The sequence below is a fragment of the Photobacterium aphoticum genome, assembly GCF_001029435.1.
Taxonomy (GTDB): domain Bacteria; phylum Pseudomonadota; class Gammaproteobacteria; order Enterobacterales; family Vibrionaceae; genus Photobacterium; species Photobacterium aphoticum.
The window spans coordinates 204894-229944 of the sequence record NZ_LDOV01000025.1 but is presented as its reverse complement, the minus strand read 5'-3'; the positions used below and the strand labels follow the sequence as shown (position 1 = coordinate 229944).

The 25051-nt window shown below is 49.6% G+C and carries 21 protein-coding genes and 2 tRNA genes; 11 read left to right on the top strand and 12 right to left on the bottom strand.

Going from position 1 to position 25051, the window contains the following annotated elements:
- Positions 1 to 626 precede the first annotated feature (626 nt).
- Positions 627 to 1958 carry a helix-turn-helix domain-containing protein gene (locus ABT58_RS23785; protein WP_082211106.1) on the top strand — a complete coding sequence of 444 codons (1332 nt, stop codon included), beginning with the start codon at positions 627 to 629 and terminating at the stop codon, positions 1956 to 1958.
- A 17-nt stretch (positions 1959 to 1975) separates the two neighbouring features.
- On the opposite strand, the gene opgC is transcribed toward ABT58_RS23785, so the two are convergent.
- Positions 1976 to 3601 (bottom strand): OpgC domain-containing protein, encoded by a 1626-nt coding sequence (gene opgC, locus ABT58_RS14285; protein ID WP_047875091.1) that lies wholly within the window; start codon positions 3599 to 3601, stop codon positions 1976 to 1978.
- A gap of 266 nt (positions 3602 to 3867) precedes the next feature.
- On the opposite strand from opgC, the gene ABT58_RS14280 reads away from it, so the two are divergent.
- The 3 genes from ABT58_RS14280 (at position 3868) to ABT58_RS14270 (ending at position 6667) form a co-directional block, all read left to right on the top strand.
- The gene (locus ABT58_RS14280) at positions 3868 to 4788 is read left to right on the top strand and encodes a zinc dependent phospholipase C family protein (protein WP_047875090.1); all 921 of its coding nucleotides are present in this window, start codon (positions 3868 to 3870) and stop codon (positions 4786 to 4788) included.
- Between the two features lie 2 nt (positions 4789 to 4790).
- Positions 4791 to 5189 carry a hypothetical protein gene (locus ABT58_RS14275; protein ID WP_047875089.1) on the top strand — a complete coding sequence of 133 codons (399 nt, stop codon included), beginning with the start codon at positions 4791 to 4793 and terminating at the stop codon, positions 5187 to 5189.
- Positions 5190 to 5494: 305 nt separating this feature from the next.
- Complete coding sequence (locus tag ABT58_RS14270; protein ID WP_047875088.1) at positions 5495 to 6667, top strand: DUF5666 domain-containing protein; 1173 nt, start codon at positions 5495 to 5497, stop codon at positions 6665 to 6667.
- 163 nt (positions 6668 to 6830) lie between these two features.
- On the opposite strand, the gene ABT58_RS14265 is transcribed toward ABT58_RS14270, so the two are convergent.
- Positions 6831 to 8231, bottom strand: a complete 1401-nt coding sequence (locus tag ABT58_RS14265; protein ID WP_047875087.1) for an amidohydrolase family protein — start codon at positions 8229 to 8231, stop codon at positions 6831 to 6833.
- 440 nt (positions 8232 to 8671) lie between these two features.
- Between ABT58_RS14265 and ABT58_RS14260 the strand changes: the two genes are divergently transcribed.
- Genes ABT58_RS14260 through ABT58_RS14250 form a run of 3 tightly spaced genes read left to right on the top strand, consistent with a single transcriptional unit; the run spans position 8672 to position 11189 of the window.
- Entirely contained in the window at positions 8672 to 9001 is a 330-nt protein-coding gene (locus tag ABT58_RS14260; protein WP_047875086.1) for a UxaA family hydrolase, read from the top strand.
- On the top strand, positions 9001 to 10176 hold the full coding sequence (locus ABT58_RS14255; protein ID WP_047875085.1) for a UxaA family hydrolase: 1176 nt from the start codon (positions 9001 to 9003) through the stop codon (positions 10174 to 10176). Before ABT58_RS14260 ends, ABT58_RS14255 begins: the two co-directional genes overlap by 1 nt.
- 53 nt (positions 10177 to 10229) lie before the next feature.
- Positions 10230 to 11189 carry a DMT family transporter gene (locus ABT58_RS14250; RefSeq protein ID WP_047875084.1) on the top strand — a complete coding sequence of 320 codons (960 nt, stop codon included), beginning with the start codon at positions 10230 to 10232 and terminating at the stop codon, positions 11187 to 11189.
- 141 nt (positions 11190 to 11330) lie between these two features.
- On the opposite strand, the gene ABT58_RS14245 is transcribed toward ABT58_RS14250, so the two are convergent.
- The 6 genes from ABT58_RS14245 to ABT58_RS14220 form a co-directional block, all read right to left on the bottom strand.
- Positions 11331 to 11795, bottom strand: coding sequence for a cold shock domain-containing protein (locus tag ABT58_RS14245; RefSeq protein WP_047875083.1), 465 nt, complete (start codon positions 11793 to 11795; stop codon positions 11331 to 11333).
- 385 nt (positions 11796 to 12180) lie between these two features.
- A complete protein-coding gene (locus tag ABT58_RS14240; RefSeq protein ID WP_047875082.1) occupies positions 12181 to 12687 on the bottom strand; it encodes a general stress protein in 507 nt (168 codons plus the stop codon).
- A 696-nt stretch (positions 12688 to 13383) separates the two neighbouring features.
- Positions 13384 to 15387, bottom strand: a complete 2004-nt coding sequence (gene feoB, locus ABT58_RS14235) for a ferrous iron transporter B (RefSeq protein ID WP_047875081.1) — start codon at positions 15385 to 15387, stop codon at positions 13384 to 13386.
- A gap of 154 nt (positions 15388 to 15541) precedes the next feature.
- Positions 15542 to 15802 (bottom strand): FeoA family protein, encoded by a 261-nt coding sequence (locus ABT58_RS14230; RefSeq protein WP_047875080.1) that lies wholly within the window; start codon positions 15800 to 15802, stop codon positions 15542 to 15544.
- Positions 15803 to 16570: 768 nt separating this feature from the next.
- Positions 16571 to 16661, bottom strand: a tRNA-Ser gene (locus tag ABT58_RS14225).
- A gap of 26 nt (positions 16662 to 16687) precedes the next feature.
- A tRNA-Ser gene (locus ABT58_RS14220) sits at positions 16688 to 16775 on the bottom strand.
- Positions 16776 to 17046: 271 nt separating this feature from the next.
- Between ABT58_RS14220 and ABT58_RS14215 the strand changes: the two genes are divergently transcribed.
- Positions 17047 to 17628, top strand: a complete 582-nt coding sequence (locus ABT58_RS14215) for a UPF0149 family protein (protein WP_047875079.1) — start codon at positions 17047 to 17049, stop codon at positions 17626 to 17628.
- 130 nt (positions 17629 to 17758) lie between these two features.
- On the opposite strand, the gene nadA is transcribed toward ABT58_RS14215, so the two are convergent.
- Positions 17759 to 18820: a quinolinate synthase NadA gene (gene nadA / locus ABT58_RS14210; protein ID WP_047875078.1), complete on the bottom strand. Its 1062-nt coding sequence runs from the start codon at positions 18818 to 18820 to the stop codon at positions 17759 to 17761.
- A gap of 273 nt (positions 18821 to 19093) precedes the next feature.
- Between nadA and ABT58_RS14205 the strand changes: the two genes are divergently transcribed.
- From ABT58_RS14205 to ABT58_RS14195, 3 genes are read left to right on the top strand one after another with little or no spacing between them, the layout of a single operon-like run.
- Positions 19094 to 19975 carry a hypothetical protein gene (locus ABT58_RS14205; protein WP_047875077.1) on the top strand — a complete coding sequence of 294 codons (882 nt, stop codon included), beginning with the start codon at positions 19094 to 19096 and terminating at the stop codon, positions 19973 to 19975.
- An 18-nt stretch (positions 19976 to 19993) separates the two neighbouring features.
- The gene (locus tag ABT58_RS14200) at positions 19994 to 21121 is read left to right on the top strand and encodes a BamA/TamA family outer membrane protein (RefSeq protein ID WP_107205055.1); all 1128 of its coding nucleotides are present in this window, start codon (positions 19994 to 19996) and stop codon (positions 21119 to 21121) included.
- Between the two features lie 8 nt (positions 21122 to 21129).
- The gene (locus ABT58_RS14195) at positions 21130 to 22266 is read left to right on the top strand and encodes a DUF4056 domain-containing protein (RefSeq protein ID WP_229821706.1); all 1137 of its coding nucleotides are present in this window, start codon (positions 21130 to 21132) and stop codon (positions 22264 to 22266) included.
- Positions 22267 to 22363: 97 nt separating this feature from the next.
- Here ABT58_RS14195 and ybgF read toward each other — a convergent pair whose 3' ends face one another.
- The 3 genes from ybgF to tolB are packed head-to-tail and all read right to left on the bottom strand — an operon-like array spanning position 22364 to position 25049.
- Complete coding sequence (gene ybgF / locus ABT58_RS14190; protein ID WP_047875075.1) at positions 22364 to 23116, bottom strand: tol-pal system protein YbgF; 753 nt, start codon at positions 23114 to 23116, stop codon at positions 22364 to 22366.
- Positions 23117 to 23132: 16 nt separating this feature from the next.
- Positions 23133 to 23663 carry a peptidoglycan-associated lipoprotein Pal gene (gene pal, locus ABT58_RS14185; RefSeq protein WP_047875074.1) on the bottom strand — a complete coding sequence of 177 codons (531 nt, stop codon included), beginning with the start codon at positions 23661 to 23663 and terminating at the stop codon, positions 23133 to 23135.
- A gap of 36 nt (positions 23664 to 23699) precedes the next feature.
- Positions 23700 to 25049, bottom strand: coding sequence for a Tol-Pal system beta propeller repeat protein TolB (tolB, locus tag ABT58_RS14180; protein WP_047875207.1), 1350 nt, complete (start codon positions 25047 to 25049; stop codon positions 23700 to 23702).
- Between the last annotated feature and the right edge of the window lie 2 nt (positions 25050 to 25051).

Genomic DNA, 25051 nt, shown 5'->3' with positions numbered 1-25051 from the left:
CAAGCACAATATTACCACCCATCAAAAATGACAGTTTTGTGACCCAATACGCACCATATTTACCAAGTTAATTGTCATTTTCACAGCGTGAGAAAGCTATTCCACTAATATGTACAATGAGGCACACAAAAAGAAACCAACCCTCTACCAACACAGAAAATTGCAAATATAACCAATTAAAATCAATAGCTTAATTAATCACTTATTTATCAATCGATAATGACGCACACTAAAAGAGTGCCTATTCACCACCAAAAATCGCTCTAAATCAGAGGTAAACGGACATTAATACCAGTCAAATAATAAAAAATGGCATATCACTAAAAAACCAACAATAACGTAAATTTTACACCTATCTGTAAATCCTGAAATGACGCTAAAACAGCACAATAAACAACAACTCTAGCAGCATGAAATGCTGAAAATATGGATAAACTCAGAATTAGTGCAATACCTGCCTATTTTCTATGGCAACACGCTAACGCCATATGCCCTGCCGACTTCCTTGCGCACTGCCGCAAAATTCCCTCATTCGTGGTCAGAATGCTTTATCTCCTCATGGGTATTTTGCATATTTATCAGTACGTTTTGATCCACCACTTACCCAGCAAGGAATGCGCGTACCCATGGATAACCTGCTTACGATAATCGATCTCATCGAAACGCATTTATCGGATAATCTGAGCGTCGATGCCATTGCGCAGCGCAGTGGGTACAACCGCCACTATCTGCATCGCCAATTCAAACATGCCACGGGTCTGTCCATCGGACAGTATCAACGTTGTCGGCAACTCAGTCTGGCAGCGAAGCAGTTGGGAGAAAGTGATCAGCGGATATTAGATATTGCCGTGGAGGCAGGATTTGAATCGCAAGAAGCCTTTGCCCGGGCCTTTAAACGCTTTGCGTCGGTCGCCCCTAAAAACGTGCGTCAGCATCCCATCTGGGCGGCACGATTACGCTTTCCCCGCCTGGATGCCACCTTATTGCATCAGTTGGCGATTCTGCGCGATACGCCGTTCAGCATTGAGTCGGTACCGGCACGTCGCTGGGCCTGCTATGCCCTTCGGCAAGATAACTTGCACCGTAGTGCGCATTTAGGTGAGGATGTTCAGCAAGGCATTGCCGCGTTTTTCCAACAGCCACTCGCCGCGCCTTTCAGGGCCTTGCCGTCTGTGATTATAGAATTGCGTGAACACCACCAATACGCGACATCCACCTTTCCCCTCGCACTGGCTTTTTCGGTCGAGCCGGATACCCCTATCCCACCCGCCATGTTTGAGATCCACCAGCCGGAACGCACCGAGTTACGCCTCACCATGCCCTGCGCGGACTTTATTCCCGCACTGCTCTACCACTTACCGGTCAGGCTCGGGACGATGCCCAATATTCAACTCACCGCCTCGCCCACGCTCTGGTTTTACAGTGACGATAATCTGCAGTTTCATGCCTGTTTTGGTATCGATGACACGCCACACACACGCGATGCGCCTGCCCTGCGTGAACGGCTTGAACTGCCGCTTACCACACTCCCTGCCACTTGGCAGAGCTTGCCACTGAGTAAATGGGCGGGTACACGCCGTCTGGCCACCTTGTGGCAGGATTTTGCAGCCAACCTGCATACACTACAGCAGCAAGAACTGACCTCACGCTGGATTGCGTTTGGCGATCCCGGTGACGATCCTAATCAACAGTATCAGGTCGCATTCAGCGCCCATGCACAAGAAGAGATATCGACACAAAATGGGCTGACTGTCGGCGGGACGTATTTGCGCACAACGTGGCAAGGTAACAATATTTTTGCGCTGGAGAACGCCATAGAGGATTTTTATTGGGCATTGCAGCAAGATCCGCAGTACTACTATTCCCCGAGGCCGGAAGTGATCCGCAATCTGACCATCGAAGACAATCAGATTGCGTTTGAGTTGCTCACCCCCGTGAAATCACGGCGCGGAAGATAAGCGCGGTGCTTGATCTATCAGTAATACGCCATCATGACGCTGTGTTGCTGTGCCTGTGTATGGGCAAATTTGACTTGCTCCATGGTTGGCGGCCCCATCAGGGTCGGATTATTCGAGAATCCCAACCCTTCCACAGGCATCTGTCGGCTATCAACGCTTAAGGTCTGGTTATTATCGCTGTCGTGATACACATATACCGCGTAGTACCCCACCGGTAAATCGCCGATCACCACCCCCTCACTCACTTCGGCCCGGCTATACGCTTGGGTGAACACGCTGGCCTCACCGTTTAAACTGTCCGTCTCGGCATACACCGCGACCACCACGGGGGCATCTTCATCCCGCACGCCGTTCACTTTCACCGTTAACGGGTAATGCGCTTGGCTGTCTTGCACAATCAGCGCATCCGTATCGGTTTTCACCACGGTAGGTAACACACTGACCGCCACTAACACGGCACAAACGCCAGCTAATCGCATCCCTATTCTGGTTACTGATGCGGTTGATGCTGATCTGGTTGGTACTGATGCTGTTGATGCTTCCGCCGCAGAAACGCTCTGTGACCGGTGTGTACGATACCAAGCCGGTAACCACAAACTGGCACAGCACAACACCACCAGCCACAGATAGGCGGATTCAGTGCGTACCATAAACAGCCACGGTGCCGCCAAGTAAATCAGCACCGACTGAAAGCTAAACACCTGCAAAGAATGACGGCCGATGTAGCTCAATGGTCGCCATACCAGCGCCTGCGGAAAACGGTGGATCACACAGGCGATCAGGTACACCCACACACCTAAACTCAACAAACGGATCCACGCCAGTTCCGGCTTATCGCCCAACTGGTATATCGTCATCGGTTTCAGGCCCCAATCCCAGAATAATCCGTTTTGCGCCGCCATGATAAAGCCGGCGATAAAGACGCAAAGCACCGTCAGCGCAGGATGTTGCCAACGGAAAGTACGGTTCTGACAGGCAAACCCCAACGCGCTGCTGAGCACAAACAACAACTGCCACGCGGTTGGATCAAAAAAGCCGGTTTGGACAGGCACATTCGGCGCAACCCAACCATACAGTGGCGTCAACATCGCATCACTTATCCAGCCACTCATCAACCAGAGCCCCACACTGGCTGCCACCACATAGCCCATCCAGCCCCGTCGGTACGCGGCAACCAACATCGGCAGTAACAGCATAAACATCACGTACAGCGGCAAAATATCGAGATAAAACGGCTTGTTGATCAATAACACGCTCAACAACAGTGCAGGCAACGGATCGCTGACTAACCCGCTGGTATTGGCACTCAGTACACCGTATGCCATGGGGGAGAATACATACGCCAATGCCAACCACACCACGATCACCCCTAAACACACCAGATGATAGCCATAGATGGTCAAGGCGCGGCGATGGGCTTTCTGGCGTGTTTCGGTCTCAGATAATGTCGAACGGCTGTAGAGGGCCCCCGCCAATAAGCCAGAGATAAACACGAAACCTTCTGCCGCCCCAAACTGGCCGAACGGCTGCAAGGTGAATCGCTGCAGCCAGGTGCTACCGCCGCTGATCCAAATCAGGTGGTTAAAGGTCATGAGTAACAGTAACAGCCCACGCAGGCTGTCTAACGCCGGTATCCTTTTCATGTTGCACTCCTTCAGAACAAGACGGCCGTATTGTGACGCATTGTCGCGCACCCGATCTGACCGAATGTGACCTCATGTTACTGTTTCACTACACGTTACTGTCTCACCTTCGTGACATCCTGTTCGCATTACCGCCCTCTCCGTAATGCGCATCGTCCATTCAGCGCAGTCACTCGCAAAACAGCCGACCAGCTCTGTATATCCTTCTGGGTTTTCTATCAAGGCTGTCTTAGCGATCAAAGGCTGTATCAACAGGAGAAAAATCGATGCCCGGTGCGTTTGCTCATATCACCGCTGTGAATGTCGCAGCGGCCAATACCGCCCTCAGACAACTCGACATACCGCGCCATGCCAAGAAAGTGCTGTCACAACACAAGAAATACCTCGAGCTCGGCTGTGTCAGCCCGGATTACCCCTATTTGGCGACACTCAATGGCCCGCAAAATCAATGGGCGGATGAAATGCACTACAACCACGTCGGTGAGTTAATCGCGGTATTGGTCGATGAAGTAAAAGCCTGCGATGAAACAGAGAAAGACAAAGCCTTCGCGTGGTTGTGTGGTTTCGTCGCTCATGTCGCGGCAGACATTACTATTCATCCGGTGGTGGAGTTAAAAGTTGGCCCATATGCCGACAACCAAATGGCACACCGCATCTGTGAAATGCATCAGGACGCCTACATCTGGGTCAAACACATGCAACTGGGCGAGCTGGGCTATGCCGACCGTGTGAAAGCCAATATCGGCACCTGTACCGATCCCGACAGTGACGATAAATTAGATGCCACCCTGTGCCGTATTTGGACCTCCGCACTGTCTGCGGTTTACCGTGATACCGCCCAAGCCACCCCGCCGGATATCCATGCCTGGCATAACGGGTTTATGACCGTAGTGGATCTCGCCGAGGAAACAGACAATCTCTTTGCCTGGGCTCGGCATGTGGCGGCCTCTCTGGGGCTGACTTACCCGCAATCCGATGAAGTTGACCCGACGTTCATTCAGCACCTTGATACCCCGCACGGCCCGCAAGACTATGATGCGATCTTTGAACGGGCGATCGACACCATTCATCAGCAATGGGAAATCATCGCAGCGGCCGTGTATAACGATGCCGATTTGATTGGGTTTAAAAACTGGGATTTAGATACCGGCCTGTGTGAAGACGGCCAATTAACGGCATGGAGCTAAAGATGAAATTACTGCCATTCTTAGGATTGATAGCGTTGCTGACCGGCTGTATCTCCAGCGCGCCCTATTCTGATGAAGCCCTCTACGATGTGGCTTCCACACTCAAAGACATCACCCAAGCGGTCGATGGTGAGATAAAATTCGGTGACACCGACAACCTCACCCACGCGCAAATTATCGATAATGCGTTGGCCGCCGATCCCAGCCTGCTGGATAAATTGAAACCTTACCAATGGCAGTTGGCCATTCAAGGTGATCATGCCGTCATGCTGCTGTGTGATGACGACATTGCGTTAATGGAAGATGCTGGCTGCAACGCCCAGTTTGATAATGCCTATTGGCAACAGCCCAAACCGGATTCCTGCCGGATTCAACTGCAGGCGCAAGAGGTGTGTCAGTAGAGAGTGACGGGAACCGAGAGCCAGAGCCTAGAAGCTAGATCCTAGAGGCAAGTGAACTCTCACGTTCCCTCTCGTTCACGTTTATTGACTGCAAAATGGCGGATTTTCATTCATTTTAGTGATGAGAGTTTCACCAAGCAATATGCCGTTTGATACATTTTGTTACCCTTTTGGCATCACCATAAAGCATTATTTGAAGCAGGATCATGCTTTGCATTTTCCTGACATTGGCCGGATTTTCCGGCCAAATGCCTATGCTAATTTCTGCTTCGCCAATGGGGCAGTCTTTTAGAATAGGCATAATAATGAAACGATACGCAATGCTTCCTCTGTTCTCTTTAGCAATGGTTGGCTGTGGTGGCGGTAGCAGTGACGGTGGTGAAACGACATCACCTTCTGCCACTCCTTTTGCGGTTGAAGGAACGATTGAACGTGTCACCAATAACGGTGTGGTGGTTAACGGTAAAGAATACCCTGTCGATGCCGTGAACTACCAAGGTCAGTCAGAACCTGTATCCTTCCTTGTTGGCAAAGAAAACCTCAAAGTTCGCCTCGGTAACGACAACAGTCGCCGTGGTGGTATGCACGTGGAGCTAGACCCTACTTTTACTGGCCAAATCATTTTTGCTCCTGGTACCCCAGAAAAACCACACCGCTTCTTGGTTAACGGCGTTGAACTGGAATTTGATCGCCTGACCAGCAACATTAAAGACGGTGACTGGGTGATGGTATCTGCCCTGCCAACCGCCAATGCCGGTTACAAAGTGCTGTCAGTGATTGAATTTACCAACACATTCGGCGAACTGGCTGAAGCGGAAGGCCGTATCAATGAGCTGAATATCAACAACGGCACTTTCAAAATTGGTCAATCACTGCTGGTACGCTTCGATGTGAATAAGTTCCGCAATCTGCGTAACGGCATGTGGGTAGAAGTGATGGGCGCGTTCAATGACTCAGAACACAGCCCGGAGCTGACCGCAGAATCCATCACCCATGAAGATTACTCACACATCACTCACGATGGTGAAATCGAAGGGATCGTGACGTGGGTAGCAAAGAACAAAAAGTCCTTTGAACTGAACTACCGCGCACAAATTAAAGTCAACGGCGCAACCGAATTTGACGATGGTAACAAAAACGATTTGGTACCCGGCGCGTGGGTTGAGGTGGAACTGCGTAATAACCAGAACAAACTGATCGCTGAAGAAATCGAGTTTGAAGGCCGTGATGATAACGATGACTGGGACGCGCTGGAATTTGAAATCGAAGGTTACGTCGACGATTACGATAACATCGAGAAAACTTTCACCATCAACGGCAAAACCGTGTACACCGATGCACGCACAGAATTTGAAGATGGCGCCAACTTCGACAACATTTACCAAGAATATGTAGAAGTAGAAGGTATGTGGATTGACGGCAAGCGTCTTGCTCGCTCGATTGAGGTTGAAGACGACAATGACGATCAGGACGACTGATTGTCATAACTCGTAGTAGCCCCCTCTAAAACAACACCACCGCCCTTCTCGGCGGTGGTGTTTCATTTCAGCTTTCCCATTCCAAAGCTAACGACGTGACTGCCACATCACGGCTGTCACATTACGGCCGTCACATTACGGCCGTCACATCATGGCTGTCACATTACGATAAGTGTACCAACGTACACTGCACGATCTTCTTATCAATATCCGCTTCAGTGCTACCCAGCGCCACCTCAACCGTTTCATCAAACGCGATATACAGATACGCCTTCGGGGCCGGTAAATTCGGGAAAACGCGCTGCGGCCCTTCCACCAGTTTGCATACCATATCCGTAAAAGCCGCCTCACCCAGCTGATGCGCACATGCGAGTGCCTTGGTGAAGGTGTGCGTACAGCGTGGATGCACGTTCTCGACGCCAAAACTGTCAGAGGCAATAATCGCATCGTTAGCAAAGACTAACTCGGCCAAATCGTCATCGGTGCAGAACTGACGGAAATACGCGCCAATGCCTTCTAATTCACACACGATCTCATAATACGCTTGCTCTGCCGACAAGCCTTTTTGGGCGGCGATTTCATGCAACTTAAGGCCGTTGTAAGCAGGTAGACGACAAGCAATCACCACATTGGCAAAGTCATACGGCGGATTCTGCTCAAGGTACGTGATCACTTCATCTTGTGTCATCTTACTCCATGAATCACTCTCCGGTAGGAACTGACTCAGGGTGGTACAAGCAAAACTGAACGGATACACATCCCACGTAACGGGGAAATCCTGCTCTGCCATTAAGGCCTGAAACTGCGCAAAACGGGCATCCACCTGACCGATATGGGTCGCACCGGCAAATTTCAAATGGCTGATATGGCAATGGGCTTTTGCCCCACGGTGACAGGCAAACACTTCTTCGAGGGACTCAAACACCTGCGCGTTCTGGTTGCGAATATGGTAGTTGTAGACTGTCGGAATACGCACCACCAGCTTACGCAACAAGGTTTGGAATACCGCTTCCGGCAGGGTTTTCAGCGGGTGGTAAGCCAAGCCCACGCTGATCCCGGCAAACGGATAGGCCTCAAACACACCGGCCAGCGTCTCCACATACGAATCCAAATCCGTCTGCTCCGTCACCGGATACGAAAACAGATAGGCGTTCAGCCCCAACAACTGGGCATGCACCCGGTCAGCATTTTCAGCAGCGGCAAACAGCGCATCAAAGCTGGTGAAAATCGACCCTTTGGTCCCCAAAAACGCGGCGTACTCTTCAAAGGCTTCCCGTGTCACTTGTGTTTCATCAAACACGGCGTGAAAACCACACAATCCGCCCACTTGCGCCGCCACGCCCATGTTTTTGGCAAACTGGTTGGCGGTATCTGAATCAAAATAGAAATCACTGTGGGTATGAATGTCAGTCAAGGCCGGGATCAGGTAGCCGCCGTCTAAGGTGACATTCGACATATCTGATGTCTGCTGTTCAGAAAGAGGCAGCGGCGTAACGTCAATGTGCTCAAGAGGGGTAAAACGGCGCAGAGTGCGATCAAAAAACTGAAGCTGGTTAATACGCATGTTGTGGGTCTGTTCCTTGTACTTTATTGATTATCCGTAAGGCATGCACTCACTCATGCCTGAAATTTGCCCTCAACATACGTCATCACCGGATAAAATTCGGTGAAGCGGCTCTCATCCACCCCATCCTCTTTGATAATTTTATCATTGCTTATTAACGCCACTTTCTTGTCAGCCTCTCCCTTTCTCACCGTATAGGCAACAGCTTGCAAAGTGCTACACAAAACCCTCAAACAAGCAGCATTTCGCCTGCAAAATCAAAACAGAGCCACCACAATTCCCTCTCTATAAATTTTACATCCCAAGAAAAAAAGTGAATTTCAGGAAAATAGTTTGAAGGCATAACACAAACTTGTGACGCCAATCATATTCTGCATACTGTTCGACTGTATAATGCCGATTGTCCGACAATGAGACAATCAACACTACGGAAGTAAACAATGAAAGCAATAAAACTTTCTCCTACGGACAATGTAGCGACGCTACTTGGTGACGTAGCAAAAAACGAATTCGTTGAAATCATCTCTGCCGACAACGAAGTGATTGCAGAGATCAAAGCACTGCAGAAAATCACTTTCGGTAACAAAATCGCACTTTGTGACATTGCAAACGATGAACATATTTTGAAATGCGGTCACTCAATTGGTAAGTCGATTGTTGAAATCCCACTTGGTCAGCTTGTTCACGTGCAGAACGTACGCAGCGAACGTCTGGACATTCCAGAATCCATCATCGAAGAAATCATTAAACAAATGGGGATCGAACAATAATGACCGCAACATTTAAAGGCTACCCACGTCCAAACGGCACGTTTGGTATTCGTAACAACGTCATGATTGTGGCGATCGATGAGTGCTGTGAAGGTATCGCACGTAACATCAGCAAAGAGATTGATGATTCTGTTGTCGTGACCAACCACTACACCTGTATGTATGGCGGTAACGAAGAGATGATCGATACCATCATTCACACGGCAACGAACCCAAATATCGCCGGTGTCTTGGTGATCGCGATGGGTTGTGGTTCTATTGACCCGCAAATGATCGCTGAACCAGTACGTAAAGAAGGCATCCCGGTTCACGCCCTGACAGTGATCAAAAACAAAGGGACCGTTGAAACCATCAAAGACGGTATTGAACTGGCGAAAGAATTGAAAGCCTACGCCGATAGCGTAGAGCGTGTGGATGCACCGGTTTCTGCCCTGCGCATCGGTATTAAGTGTGGCGGTTCAGATACGTCAAGCGGCTTGGCCTCTAACCCATCTGTAGGTGCTGCGTCTGACAAGCTGATCGACCTTGGCGCAACCACCATGGCGGGCGAGCTGCTTGAGCTACTGGGTTGTGAAGAGATCCTAAAAGCACGCTCTGTGACCCCTGAAGTGGGTGAGAAGATCGAACGTTTGATCGCGGAAGATCTCAAACGCTGGCACGTGATCGAAGGCACGGAAACCATGTCTATCGGTAACAGCGTAGGCGGCCTGACAACAATCGATGAAAAATCACAAGGTGCGATGCACAAGACCGGTACCCGTCCAATTCAGGACTGTCTGCGCATTAACCACCTTCACCGCGAAAAACCCACTACGCCGGGTTTCTACCTGACAGAAACCACCATGCTATGTGGTGGCGCGGCGATGCACTTTGCGTCTCTGGGCTGTCAGCTGATCCTTTGGACCGCAGGTGCTGCAGGCTTTAACAACTCTATCGTGCCGGTGATCCGTGTATCAGGTAATACGTCTCTGATCACCGCAGACATGGACATCAATGCATGCGGCATCATGGATGCAACAGACACCATCGATAACGTATCCAACAAGATCGTTGAGAAAGTGTTCAACGTGGCAAACGGTGGCACAACCAATCTGGAAGGTGTGGGTTACGCCTATGCGTCGCTATACCAGAAAGATCAGCGTCTAGAACACGTTATTGGTATTTGTCCGCAATAAATACCATTCCCTATCAAAGGCGTGAGTAAGCGCCTTTCTTTGAGATGAAAACAATGAGTAAAACAGCTCCAAATAAATCTCTGGGTCTGACCCTTGCGCTTGTGTGTGCGGCCCTATGGGGGGCATCATTCCCTCTGGGCGGTGTACTGGCAGGTAAACTGGATCCCGTGGTACTGGCTATCGCCCGTTACGCGATTGCCACCCTGTGTTTCGTGGCCGTGTTTATGTTCTCGAAAAAACACACCCTGAAGAAAATCCAGAGCAAGAAAGACGCCATCCTGCTGATGGCAGCCGGTATCTCTGCACAGGCGGTATTTTTCTACTTCACCATTTTGGCTTACGAGTACACCTCTTCCGGTGAAATCGGCGTAATCAATGGTATGGCGCCGTTCCTGACCATGGCAGCGGTTTTTGTTATCGACAAAATCAAGCCAACAGCCCCTAAAGTGTTCGCGGTGGTGTTGTCACTGATCGGTGCAGCCGTTATCGCTTACGACCCATCGAACAAAATTCAGGGTCTGAACCTGGGTCACCTGTTCGCACTGTGTGGTGTACTGGGCTTTGTAACTTACAACTACATTCTGGGTAAATTCGGTTCGGATCTGAACTCGCGTTACGATCTGTACTCAAGCAGCTTCTACCAGTTTGCTTCTGCGACGGTGGCACTGCTTATCCTGGGTATCTTCACCGGTGCAGACTTCAGCTCGGCAACCGTACTGGTTGAGAACGGCAAGCACCTAGGCAGCATCCTGGCGCTTGGCCTGCTATGTTCTGGTTTCGCTTACGCCGTATGGGAACTGGCAACACTGAAGACACAAGATGCGGTTATCACGACGATGGCACTGAACGTACTACCACTGTTCGCAATGATCGTGGCGTACTTCCTGCTGGGTGAAACCATTACACTTCAAAAGCTGGCGGGCGTTGTTACCGTGGTTATCGCACTGTGTATCTACACCGGCGGCGACAAGCTGATGAAGAAAAAGCCAGTGGCAGAAGCCGCTGCTGCGTAATCCCCCCTACGCTGTCTGTATCCTGACAGGTAGCCTATCGAATAGCTCCACAATTCGATACCACGAGGCCAACGTTTGTTGGCCTCGTTTTTTATGATTACTCACCTGCTCACTATTTTAATCCGTTCAAATTTAGTAATACTACCAACCGCAAAATTGTCTTTCACATGGGATTCCATCCCGATCACCATCTATCTTCACATTAGGACAAGTTGCTAAATAAAACTTAGCTTCATCACATGAAGTCATTTGGCTACAGTATGTTTTACCTTGGCAGCTGAAACCCATGTCTCTATATGCAGGATGCAACTCCGGCTCAATGACAAAGAAATAGAGACCCGCGACAATAGCGCCAAGAAACAGTATGGAAAGAAGTGTATTCAGTGGATGAGATTTTAACGGTTCCACCCCAATCAATTGCACATGTGAAGCACTCAATTTATGAGCGCGATAATCCAACTGAAATTCAACCTCATCACCCACAATGGGACGACGGTAACCCGGCTGAAACTTTGATACATGTGCAAACACATCACCATGCAATGATTGAGACTTAATGAATCCAAATCCCCTATCATCGACCCAACGAATTATCTTCCCTTTCATTGATTCTTATCTCTTCCAAAATAGCTTTGGTGAGGATGAAGGAACAAATCTACGCTCTACTTCATCCAGCTGGTAATACACATATTATGTACTACGGTATCTCAGCCAAAAACAGAAGCCGATAGAATAGAACCCAATTAGAACGATGCACCTTATATATTGTGATTTTGTGTTGTGCGCTCCAAACTATTTATTCAATGCGCTGGCATCATTCCCTAAATAAAAGACACAAAAAAACCGACATGACGTCGGCTTTTAATTAGAGAAAGAACAGGCAGATTTTGATGAAAACGTAAGTCGAAAAGAGACAAGCGCTGTTGAGAGAAGACGCCTGCCCCTTTTCTTTTTTCATTTAACTATTGATGGCTAAACAGAGTGACAATATTTACGCTGTCAAATGCTCAAGTTCGTGATCAGCAAGGATCGCTTTGGCTTTTACCATCGCTTCTGCATCACCGTGAACAATTACCAGGTACTTATCTGCTTTAATCGCGGCGTTGTATTTCACGATGCTGTCTTTTGGAATACCGATGCTCGCCAGTGCGCCACCGACTGCACCTAGGCCGCCTGTTACAACTGCACCTTCAATCGCACCCACAACGGTAGAAACGATTGGACCTGCAACCATTAACGCGCCCACACCTGGTAGCCAGAACATACCGGCACCAAACAATGCACCCCACAGACCGCCCCAAAGTGCGCCTGTTGTCCCCCAGGTTTTTACGCGATCGCCGGTATTATAGAAACCAGCCACGTTTTCTTCACTGTGGTAGCCTTTACCCAAAATTGAGATATTTGACACATCGAATTGAGCATTTTGTAGTGTTTTAATCACCGCTTCCGCTTCAGCGTGTGTATTAACGACGGTGATGATTTTTTCTTGGTCTTTCATACTACATCTCCATTTTGAATACTGATTTTTGGCTTTATTTATTCACTGACTCGATAGTAAGCCTCGTTAATTTTTCTGGCTATCACCAGAAACGAACAATAGGTTTACTATTTTGAGCGATAACGAAAACGCAAAGTATTCCAAAAACCAATAAATAGTCATCAACGTTCTAATAAAAATCCATGCACACAGCTGCTCGTAAAAACGACATTTCCCCACCAGCACGCAATCGCTGACCGAAATGAATGACGCACCATTGAATAATGATGCAATACCACCAACCCTCTTTTTTCTCCTTTTTAGCGGGTAATCGGTACCTATTGCACCTCAGTCAACATGACAAAAAACATTTTCCCCTCGCAAACACGCCGCTTTTCCGGTTAAAAAGCGAACAATCAAAGAGCGCCATCAAAGAAAGCAATCCCCCAACTCCCCTTAAAAAACAAAAAAGCCCAACGGCATAAACCATTGGGCACTGAGATCATAATAAGACTAAAAATAAAAACGCGGACCATGAGGCCCGCGTTGGAAAGTAAGATGAGGTTAGCACTTATTCTTCTTTGAAGAACAACCGCTACTTTGCGAACAACCCGCGCATGCCCCACCTTTGCGTTTCATCACGACCAACTTGGCGATCGCTAACGCGAAAATAATCAGTATACACAGCGATACAAGTATATCCGCCATATTCGCTCCTTACTGTAGGCTTAAATCTAGTTTCTGTTGCTCTTTCACCGCACCTTTCTTCAGCAAAGTGAACAGGAAGCCAATCAATGCCAGACACACAACCAGACCATAAATGAAGCCCGTGCCGACCGCACCCGTTGTCGCGAACGTGCCCACTTGGTAAATCGTAAATGCACACACGTAAGCAATACCTAGTTGCAAGCTAATACCGCCCAACAACCACTTCTTGTTCTCTAACTCTGCGTTCATTGCACCGATTGCGGCAAAACACGGTGGTGTAAACAAGTTAAACACCAAGTAAGCCAGCGCCGCCACGGAAGACAGTCCCATCACGGTTGCAACGTCTGCACTGCCTGATACCAACGCCAACTCTTCGGTGTCGATAAAGTTAGTGATGCCGTAAACCACTGCCAGTGTACCGACCACGTTTTCTTTGGCGATAAAGCCGGTGATTGCCGCTGCCGCCAACTGCCATACACCAAAGCCCAGAGGGATCAGTACGAAAGCAAACGGAGACGCTAGGCCAGCAAGGATACTGGTGCTTTCTGCGCCTTCAGCCACAATGTCAAACTGCCAGGTGAACGTCTGCATGATTTGTACTGCGGCATTACACAGCAAGATGATGGTACCGGCTTTAATCACGAACGCTTTACCACGTGACCACGTTGAGTTCAGCGCCAGCTTCAGGCTCGGTACACGGTATTCTGGTAGCTCAAGAATAAAGAAAGAACGGGTACTCTTCTCACCGGTAATACGCACAATCAGTAGCGCGCCCAGAATGATCAAACCGATACCGGCAAAATACATACTGGTGCCCACCCATGCCGCATCTTGGAAGAAAACACCGGCAAACAGAGCGATAACCGGCAGTTTTGCACCACATGGCATGAACGGTGTCAGCATCGCGGTAGTACGGCGCTGGCGCTCATTTTGAATGGTACGCGTCGCCATGATGCCCGGAATCGCACAACCTGTACCAATGATCATTGGAATGATGGATTTACCAGACAAGCCGACCTTCTTAAAGAAGCGATCCATAATGATGGCAACACGTGCCATATAACCACTGTCTTCAAGCAGAGCCAGTAGGAAGAACAACACCATGATCAATGGCAGGAAGCCAACCACCGCGCCCACACCACCAATGATACCGTCCAGTAGCAACGCGCTCAGTAGCGGTGACACATCGTCACCCATTGCGCCTTGTACCATGGCATAGAAGTTATCAATCCAGCCAACCAGGGTATCCGCGAATAGCGGCCCAACATGGGTCTGTGAAATCGAGAACACGCCCCACATGATCAGGGCAAAAATTGGCAAACCAAACCATTTGTGTGCCAACACGCTATCCACTTTATCGTGAATAGTTGTTTCCGTGCTGCTTACCTGACGGGTTTCAATCTTCGCAACCAGTGTTTTCACAAAGGCAAAACGCTCAGCATCAAACGCCTGCAAGGCTTCTGCATCTTTAACGTCGTTGTACTGCTGGGTGAAAGGTGCCGTTTGCGGCTGGCCTTTCATGGCAACCGCTTTGTCTACCAACTGCGCAAGCGCATCGGTACGTGCGTCAGCGGCAATGGTCTCCACCACCGGACAGCCTAACAACTGACTCAGTTGTGCGGCATCAACACTCAGCTTTTTGCTTTTATTCAGGTCACACTTATTCAGCGCGACAACAACAGGGATACCTAACTCTAAAAGTTGCGTGGTAAAAAAGAGGCTTCGATTTAGGTTTGTCCCATCCACAACGTTCACAATCACGTCGGGATTTTCACGCTTCACGTAGTCGCGCGTAATGGTTTCTTCCAACGTAAACGGCGACATGGAGTAGGCACCCGGCAAGTCCACCACCGTGATATCGCCATGCTTACTGCTCAGTTCTTTTTTCAGCGGGGCTTCTTTCTTGCTGATCGTTACACCGGCCCAGTTGCCCACGCGCTCCAATTTGCCCGTGAGTGCATTAAAGAGGGTCGTTTTACCACTATTGGGGTTACCCGCTAATGAAATTTTCACTGCTTTATCTCCATGAAAAATTACCCTTACAAAGGCTGAGAGTGAATACCCTAGTGGCTCCACATCTCCTTTGAGCGTTACCGAGCCTTTTTTAGGCACGACAAATCCCCCACACCCCATAAGGTATGTAATGAGTGATTAAAATAAATCCGAATTAATTAAGAAGTACGGTCTTCGCTAGATCGGAATCAATACTGTAACGTGCATCTTTTATTGAAATGACGAACGTATCTGACAGCACGGAAACAACCGTGATCGATTCACCGGCATAACACCCAAGCGTATTGAGAAAGTGCACCATTTCTTTGTCACCGTCATCAATGCTTTTAATGGTGTACGCTTTATTGATTTCTGCGCCAAAGAGCGAATTTCGATCGCACTGCTTTGTTTTAGTTTTACGAAAGAATCCAAACATCTGTCTCTTGTCCTTAGTCATTCAGGCAGCATCACTCTCAGGTAAAATGCGCCAGAACGATGGCATGAATAATAATCATTACTATTTTCGGATAAACAAAAGGGCATTCAAGCAACCCACCCCACAACGAAATAGCGGCATCGTTATGGTGACTTTGTTATCTCACTAAAAAAACAATGATTAGCATTCCCGTCAAACATACAAAATGATAATCATTGTCATTTTGTTTCAATTTTCCCTGAATCTGCTTTGATAAAACTTGCGCAAAATCAATTTATACCGAGAAACCAAAGGGAAAAAGCCAGACTGCGTTGAGCATCATGTTTTATACGTCGTTACACATGAAGATAGTCATATAAATAATTTTGTTTATATCAGAACGATATATCAAAAAGCAGCGAAGAGAATAAACAGACTGGCGGGACGTAGAGAAACGACGCGCAGGCTTAGCACACGAAGAAGGCATGAAGAAAATCTCGTCGTTCCACAAACGACAGACGTAAAAAAACCGCTAACAGAGTAGCGGTTTCTTTGAATGTGCTGAGAGCTGGGCTGCATTCAGCTGGGCTTGCACTCAAGGAGGGATTTACAAAATCCCGTCATTTCACAAACGACAGATGTAAAAAAGCCGCTGATTGCTCAGCGGCTTTTTTGAATGTGGCGGAGAGCTGGGGTCGCACGCGACTAGGGATTTACAAAATCCCGACCAGCAATCGAATACGTTTCTGAAACGAAAAAGCCCCCGTCTTTCGACGAGGGCTTAGAATGTGGCGGAGAGATAGGGATTTGAACCCTAGATACGCTATTAACGTATGCCGGTTTTCAAGACCGGTGCTTTCAACCACTCAGCCATCTCTCCGAATTGTATCTCTTTATAAAAAGAGATGGCGGTGAGGGGGGGATTCGAACCCCCGATACGTTGCCGTATACACACTTTCCAGGCGTGCTCCTTCAGCCACTCGGACACCTCACCACATTGTTCCGTTAAAGCCTATCGCCTCAACAGGGTCGCTACTATAAGGGCTTCGCAGAGGCAGGTCAACAAAAAATCTTGCAAATCAAACTCAAGCGCTCAATATTCCAGCACTCGACCGATTCCCCCTCTCCTCACTAACACCCCGTAGCCTACCCTGCTACAATATCGCTCAATAATGACGGTAACGGTGTGTGATGCCACTATGCGTCTCATCCCCAGTGATACCGTTGAATATCAGCCTGATACATTCCTTAAGTGAGAGAGTTTTATGTCTTCATCTCTACGTGAGCTGCTGTCGAACCCACTGTTGGCGGAGCAACTGCTCTCTGAAGCACAAACCCGTGGTTTTGTTACCGCCATGGCCGCTGCCCCACACCTGCTTGATCCAGCAGAATGGTTAGCGTTTCTTTGGGGTGGTGAAGAAACCGCACCCTTTGCCAGCCAGGAAGAATTGGAAGCGTACGCGAACGCCATTGTTAACATGTGGAACGAAAGCCGTGAAGCCCTGCTAGGTGGCACGTGGCAGTGGCCAGAAGGCTGCGCGCTGGATGATAAAGAGCTCGTGACCGAAGACACCCGTGATTTTGCCGAAGGCCTGCTACAAGGCTGGCAGCTAGCCCGTGATGACTGGGAAACAGTGATGCCAGAAGACAGCGAAAACAGCGCCCTGCTTGGCGGTGTACTGCTGTGCTTCAGCCTGCTTTACGATCCAGAAAACGCGATTGATGCGTTGGCGCAAGAAGGCGCGGACGGCTTGGCGCAATTTGAAGAGATCTTCGCTTCTGTACCGATGATGTTGTGCGGCCTGACCATGCGTGGCTATGAGTTAGTAAACGCTGACGCTGAATAAGCCGCAGCCTGATAGCGAACGCCAAGCGCCTCACGCTTAGACTCGCAGCCATAACAAAAAAGCGACCTCATCAAAGGTCGCTTTTTTATTGTCCGCATCCTGTCAGCAGGATGCGATATTGATACGTCGATTACGCGTTACCTTTCACTTGCAGTTGTAACTGCGCGGCAAAGTCCAACATACGGTTCAATGGGATCAGGGATTTTTCACGCAGGCTTTCATCCACAAAGATTTCATGCTGCTCACCGCCCTCTTTCAGCGCGGTTTCAATCGCCACCAGCCCGTTCATCGCCATCCACGGACAATGGGCGCAGCTGCGACAGGTGGCCCCCGCACCAGCTGTCGGCGCTTCCACCAACTCTTTTTCCGGTACCATTTGCTGCATTTTGAAGAAAATGCCTTTGTCGGTCGCCACAATCAATTTTTGCTGTGGCAGGGTTTTCGCCGCCTTGATCAATTGACTGGTGGAGCCCACGGCATCCGCTAACGCCACCACACTGGCTGGCGATTCCGGGTGCACTAAAATCGCGGCATCCGGATGCAAATGTTTCATGTCTCGCAGAGCCTTGGCTGAGAACTCGTCATGCACAACGCACTCTCCTTGCCACAGTAACATGTCAGCGCCAGTGTGCTTTTGGATATACGATCCTAAATGGCGATCCGGCCCCCAAATGATCTTCTTGTCTTCGCTGTCGAGATGCTCAACGATCTCTAATGCGATACTGGACGTCACGACCCAATCCGCGCGGGCTTTCACCGCCGCAGAGGTATTGGCGTACACCACCACCGTATGATCCGGATGGGCATCGCAGAAGGCGGTAAATGCATCAACCGGACAACCAAGATCCAATGAACACTCAGCTTCTAGGGTCGGCATTAAGACGTGTTTTTCAGGGGTAAGAATTTTGGCCGACTCCCCCATAAAACGCACCCCGCAGATCACTAAGGTATCGGCAGAATGTTGATTACCAAACTTGGCCATTTCAAGGGAATCACCGACAAAACCACCGGTCTCTTCGGCCAGCGCCTGAATTTCCGGATCGGTGTAATAGTGGGCAATCAATACCGCATTTTTTTCTTTTAATAATGCTTTGATATTGGCTTTGTGGGCGTGTTGCTGCTCAACCGTAAGCGGGGCTGGCTTAGGCGGAAACGGGTACACCATTTCAGAAGGGTCAAATGTTAGACTCATCGCTCGCTGCTCTGTTGCTGTCCTTATATGGGCGCATTATACACCGCCTACCCGTAAATTTCATGACGCAATACAGCTCGCCCTTCCACTCACCTTTTTGCACATTAGAGGCATGTTTTTGCTGTTAATGCGGATTTTTAGTGCTTTTCTCCACCTAATTCCTTCTGAGAATTATTTATTTACACAAAAGTACACTGGCAAGTTTACATCTAAAATAGCCCGTGTATGATGACGCAAATTATTCTTTTGAACTCCCTTTTTCGTACATTCTCCATGAAACGCTATTTGTTATTGCTACTCGCTGCACTGTCATCCGGTGCAAATGCGACCTCATTCACGTTGCCTATTTGGAAAGAAAAAGCCGAAGCGCTGGGCTACGAATTACCGAAACCGATCGGCTTTAGTATCGGCTACATGAGCATGGAGCAAGGGATCAATGTTGATTCAATCAAGCTGCAAGGCGTGATCCCACCGAAACTGGAAAAACTGGTTGGCCTCGATTTGGCTGCCAATGAAGGTATTCAAAAAACGGATGTCATCTCATTTCGTACCGATGTGTGGATCTTCCCGTTTCTGAACGTGTATGCCATGGTCGGTAAACTCAGTGGTTACTCACAAACGGATGTGGATGCCACCGCTTCTGTTAATATTCCTGGCTTTTGGCCAATCTGGCCTGAAATTAATGAAAGCCACACATTTAAAATCCCTAATTTCAAACTGGATTTGGATGGCTATACCAAAGGCGTCGGCATTGTGCTGGCAGGAGGCCATAACCAATGGTTCGGCCTGGTGGATGCCAGCTTTTCACAAAGCACCCTGACGGTGATTGACGGGGAAATCAATGCATGGGTAATTTCGCCACGCGTCGGTTACGACTTTGCCTCGCACGGTGTACCTGTTCGCCTGTGGGCCGGCGCCATGTATCAGGACGTGGAGCAGTCCCTGTCCGGCAAACTGTCTGATCTTAACCTGTTTGGCAAAACACGTTCATTAGGGTTGGATGACGCCACGTTCCATGTCGAGCAGCACCTGACTACCCCGTGGAACCCATTAATCGGCGCGCAATACGAAATCACCAAAAGCTGGAACCTGCTGGGTGAAGTCGGCTTGGGCGATCGCCAAAGCCTATTCGTGTCACTGGAACGCCGTTTTTAAGGAAACTCATCAAGCATGATGCGCACATTACCTTGGCTATTGGCTGCGCTGGCCTCCACCAGTGCGCTAGCCACTGAAACGACGACCGAGCCGGAACAAGACTGGGTTGATGAACTGTTAGTGTCGTTGGGCTCCAGCAATACGGTGGACACCAGCAAGTTGATTGACTGGGGGGTGCTGCCCGGGCCATTTGTGAACCCGGAGCAAGGTTTAGGGATCGGTGTCGCCGCTGTCGGTTTGTATACACCGTACGACTGGACACAAGGCGATCACTTTTCCACCTTAACCTTGACCGCGTATGCCTCGACCTCGGGCTCTTTTGGCCTAGGTGTAGAAAACCGTACGTATCTGGCCGATGACACCATTCGCTTATTGGCGGAAGGCTGGATCAGCCACACGCCGGGGTATTACTGGGGGATCGGCCGTGATGCAGCCGAAAATGACGCCAACAAAACCCAGTATGATGCGCAGATCATTCGCTTGGCCCCAAAAGTGGCGCTGCAAGTGTTTGACAGCACTTACATCAGTGCAGGCTGGAGTTACCAGTCAGTCACCAAAGTGGATCCGGATCCAGGCGTCTTTACCCCGCAGGACTTGGCCGACAGCCAGTTAAGCGGCCTGATCACCGCACTGGAGTACGACAGCCGTGATTTTGAGCCGAATCCGCAGTCGGGCAGCTTGTTGAGTCTGGAATGGATCACCTACCGACCACAACTGGGCAGTGATTTTGACTTTGACCGCTGGACGGTCAATGCCCGCCATTATTGGCGTGTCAGCCCGCAAACGATTCTGGCGGTAGAAGGTTACGGTCAGGCCGTAGACGGCGATATTCCTTGGTATGGCTACAGCGAAATGGGCAATGCCCAACGCATGCGTGGCTACTATGAAGGCCAATACCGCGACCGTGCCCAACTGTCGACACAGTTAGAGGTCCGACACAGCTTTACCCCTCGCCACGGGATGGTGGCATGGATGGGTGCCGGGAATGTGGCACCCGCAGTGGATGCATTGTTAGAGGAAACCTGGTTGCCGACCGTCGGGGTTGGTTACCGCTTTGCCTTCAAAGCCCGTATCAACGTCCGTGTTGATCTGGGTGTCGGCAAAGACAGCACCGGTTTCTATTTTCACGTTAACGAAGCCTTTTGATGATATTCATGCTGCGATTTTTCATGATTTTCACGCTGCTGTTTAGCGTCGTGACCCATGCGGCCAATGCCGAAATATTGGTGAACCCGTTTTCAAAAGAATACCCAAGAAAAAAAACGTCGGCAGAAACCCGTCCACCGGTGGGCGTCCGTCCTTGCTGTGCGTTTGGTAAAGATTTGAAAGCGCAAGTCGGGACCATTCCGGTGCCGTTCTTTTCTGTGGGCAATATTCTGGGCGCGGATGCCATTGGGAATCACCGCTACAACGACGGCTCAAGTAACGTCGCGGTTAACCTGCTGGGACTGAGTGAAGAAAAAAACGGCCTGCTGTTTACCACCCGTGGTGGCTTTATTGATACCGCCCACGTGCGTGATACGGCTGACTACACGTATTACCTGTTTCAGCATATGCAGCAATATCTGGGCACCCATTACCATATGGACTTTCCGGCTGAACTGCGTGTGCGCCGTATTCACTGGCAGGCCAATGCCACCCCATTAACGGCAGAAGAGCGTATTCACCTCAGTGCCGATGCGGCGGCACTCATGGCTTTTCGCTTAGCGCAATGGCATGAGATTGCCCAGTGGTTTGGCATGGTGTCCGTCAGTGGCTTTAAGGAATTAGCCTCGGCGTTCTCATCCGAAGATCTGTACTCCAATATGTTAGGGGCGCAGCTGGCCAAAAACGTTTTGCTGACTCATCCACACATGAATGTGACGGAATTTGGTCAAGCCATGGACAAAGCGTTAGCCGGCGCACTGGATGCGTTAGACGTACAATCCGCCGCTGTGACCGATGAAAAAATCACGGCCTTAGATGGCGTATGGTGGGACAGTAGCAAGCGCTTACCGGATAAATGGACGGTGATTTTCCGTGACTACCATTTTGGCCTGTCACTGACGCCACACTACCCGGGCGCCACGCACCCATTACGCTTGTCGACCCAGTCAACCAGCGGCCATAACATTGGCGAGTGGGTACGTTTAGAGCTGCATGCCCATGATAATGAGGCCGCGTTTGCTGCGCTACCAGGGACACTCAAGCAACGTTCGGTATGGACGGTAGAACAATTCCAGCCTCTGGCCGATTTTGCTGAGCAGCAAGACCGCCAAGCCCTCGCAGAGATGAACACGCAGCGCGAGTAGCGAAAACGAGGAACTCGAAACTCGAAACACAAATAAAAAAATGCCGCTCACTGCACAGGCAATGAGCGGCATCGTAATCTTTCGTGTCAGCACACACTTACAACTGTTTTAAGTTCTTCTGTGCCTGCTGGGAACTGGTGGAGTTCGGGTACGTAGAAATCACCTCTTGGTAGTATTTCTTCGCCTCTTCAACTTTCTTTCCACGCTCGGCAATCACGCCAAGTTTCAACAACGCATCGGCGCGCTTGTTGGAATCTTTCACACTGGCCACGGCCTGAAAATGCGTTGCGGCATCTGCCAACTGATTCTGTGTGAAATACAACTGACCTAACCAATAATGCGCATTGGCCTTGTAGACCGAATCCGGGTAGGTCTTCAGGAAGCCCTGAAACGCGGTAATCGCACCGGTGTAATTCTTATCCTTCAGGATCAGATTTACTGCCGCTTCATACGCTTCGTTTTCATTAACGTTAGCGGCGTAACTTTCCGTTGGCGCGCTGCTGTCTGTCGCAGCCGGCGTTGTGGTGGCTTGTGGTTTGGCACGGCTGAGTGCATCCACTTCACGGTAAAGTTCACGCTGACGCTCTAGCATCTGACTGAGATCATAGCTGTTACGCTCAACGACCCCACGTAGTTCGTCCATTTCGGTTGCCAGCTGATCCAGTTGCCGCTGCATATCAAGCTGCACCTGGTTACGGGCCTCAATCATCCTTTCCAGACGTTCCAGGCTACCGCCCTGCGCACTGCTACTGCTATTGAGTTCAGTAACAGGAGCAGGTGCGGCGACCGCTTGGGTCGCCGCACCAACCAGCAACGTTAATGCGAGCTTTCGCATTGTGTTACTGTTCATAATGTTTACCTATCGATTAGTAAACTAGAACCGAACGACGGTTCTTCGCGTAGTCAGCTTCGCTGTGGCCAAGCACAAGCGGCTTTTCTTCACCGTAGCTAACAATAGAGATTTGGCTTGATGATACGCCAAGTGCCTGAAGGTACTTCGCTACCGCGTTAGCACGACGCTCGCCCAGTGCGATGTTGTACTCTGGCGTACCGCGCTCATCCGCGTGACCTTCAACGATCACGTTAACGTTCGCGTTGTCACGTAGGTAAGCGGCGTGTGCTGCTAGCATGTCCTGGTAGTCAGGCTGGATTTCAGCATTGTCAAACGCAAAGTAAATAGTTTGCTCTTGACGTAGTTGCTGGTTACGTAGCTCTTGCTCAGACAGCGCAGGTGCTGCTGGCTCAACTGGCGTAACAACCGTTGTCTGCTCAGTAGCAGGCGTGTTGTTAGTCTCCGTTGCCGCTGAACTTTCAGTGCTATCGCTTGAACTACATGCCGCTAGGGTAAACATTGGCAGCGCAATTGCCAGCCCCTTCAAAACTTTATTAAGTTGCATTTATTTTTCCTTTCTAATCGCTAAGATGCAGCCACGTTAAAGGAAGGGTCCCCAAGAAGGAGCCCTCACCCGCCCGTTAGTTGCAGGTAATCGTGCTTTAAAGCGTCCATCAATCGACACTAAGGACAGCTCGTTTGATTTATTATTCACTGAGCTGTAAATCACCATGCCACCGTTTGGTGCGATGCTCGGTGACTCATCCAAGAAGGTTTTGGTTAAAACCTGCACTGCGCCGGTTTTTAAATCCTGCTTAGCAATGTTATAGCCTTGCTCAGATTTATTCACCATCACCAAGAATCGTCCATCTGGCGTCAATTGACCACCGAGATTCTGACTGCCCTGCCACGTCAGGCGAGTAGTCGAACCGTCAGCTAAATTTACTCGATATATCTGTGGTTTACCACCTCTGTCTGAGGTAAAGATCAAAGAGTCACCGTTAGGATCCCAAAACGCTTCGGTATTATTGGAACGACCGCGCGTCACTTGGGTTAATTTCTTGGTTTGCAGATCTTTTACATAAATTTGCAGGCTGCCGCTTTTCGATAACACCATCGCAAGCTTGGTGCCGTCTGGTGAAAATCGTGGACTACCATTGTGACGTGGGAATGACGACACCATTTCACGGGTACCTTTGTAGATATCCATGATAAAGATTTGTGCCTGCTTATTCTCAAAACTCACATACGCTAATTTACTGCCATCCGGCGACCAAGACGGTGACATCAGAGGCTGTTGCGATTTCAGAACCAAACGCTCGTTGTAACCGTCGTAATCGGCCACTCGTAGCTGGTACGGGAACTTGGCTTTGTCATCAATCACCACGTATGCGATACGGGTCAGGAACGCGCCGCGCTCGCCAGTCAATTTCTCGTACACCACATCGGAAATACGGTGTGCGTACTGACGCAGGCGATCCGCTTTTACCGTCGCTTGGTTATTGATCAGCAGGTGATCTTTGGTCAGTACCAACTCACCGTTTGCCAGACCTTTACTCTGGCCGCTGGTCAATTGACCACGCACTACATCCACCAACTGGTAGTGGATCACGTAATGGCCTTCCGCATTCAGGGTCACGGTACCGGTGACCAGCGCGTCAACGCCCATAGAGGTCCACGCGTTGTAATCAACCTGCGCTTCATTAAATGGCGTTTGTGGCATTTTACTGGTCGCCACCGGTGAGAATTTACCACTGCGGCGCAAGTCAGACGCAATCACGGCAGAAATATCGGTCGGCAATTGCCCCGGCCCTTCCCACTTAAACGGCACAACACCGATAGGACGCGCGGAGTCCACGCCTTCGGTGATCACAAGTTCTAATTCGGCATGTGCAAGCTGAGTGAAACTCATCAGAGCAATACACAAACCCATTAACCAACGTTTCATTATTA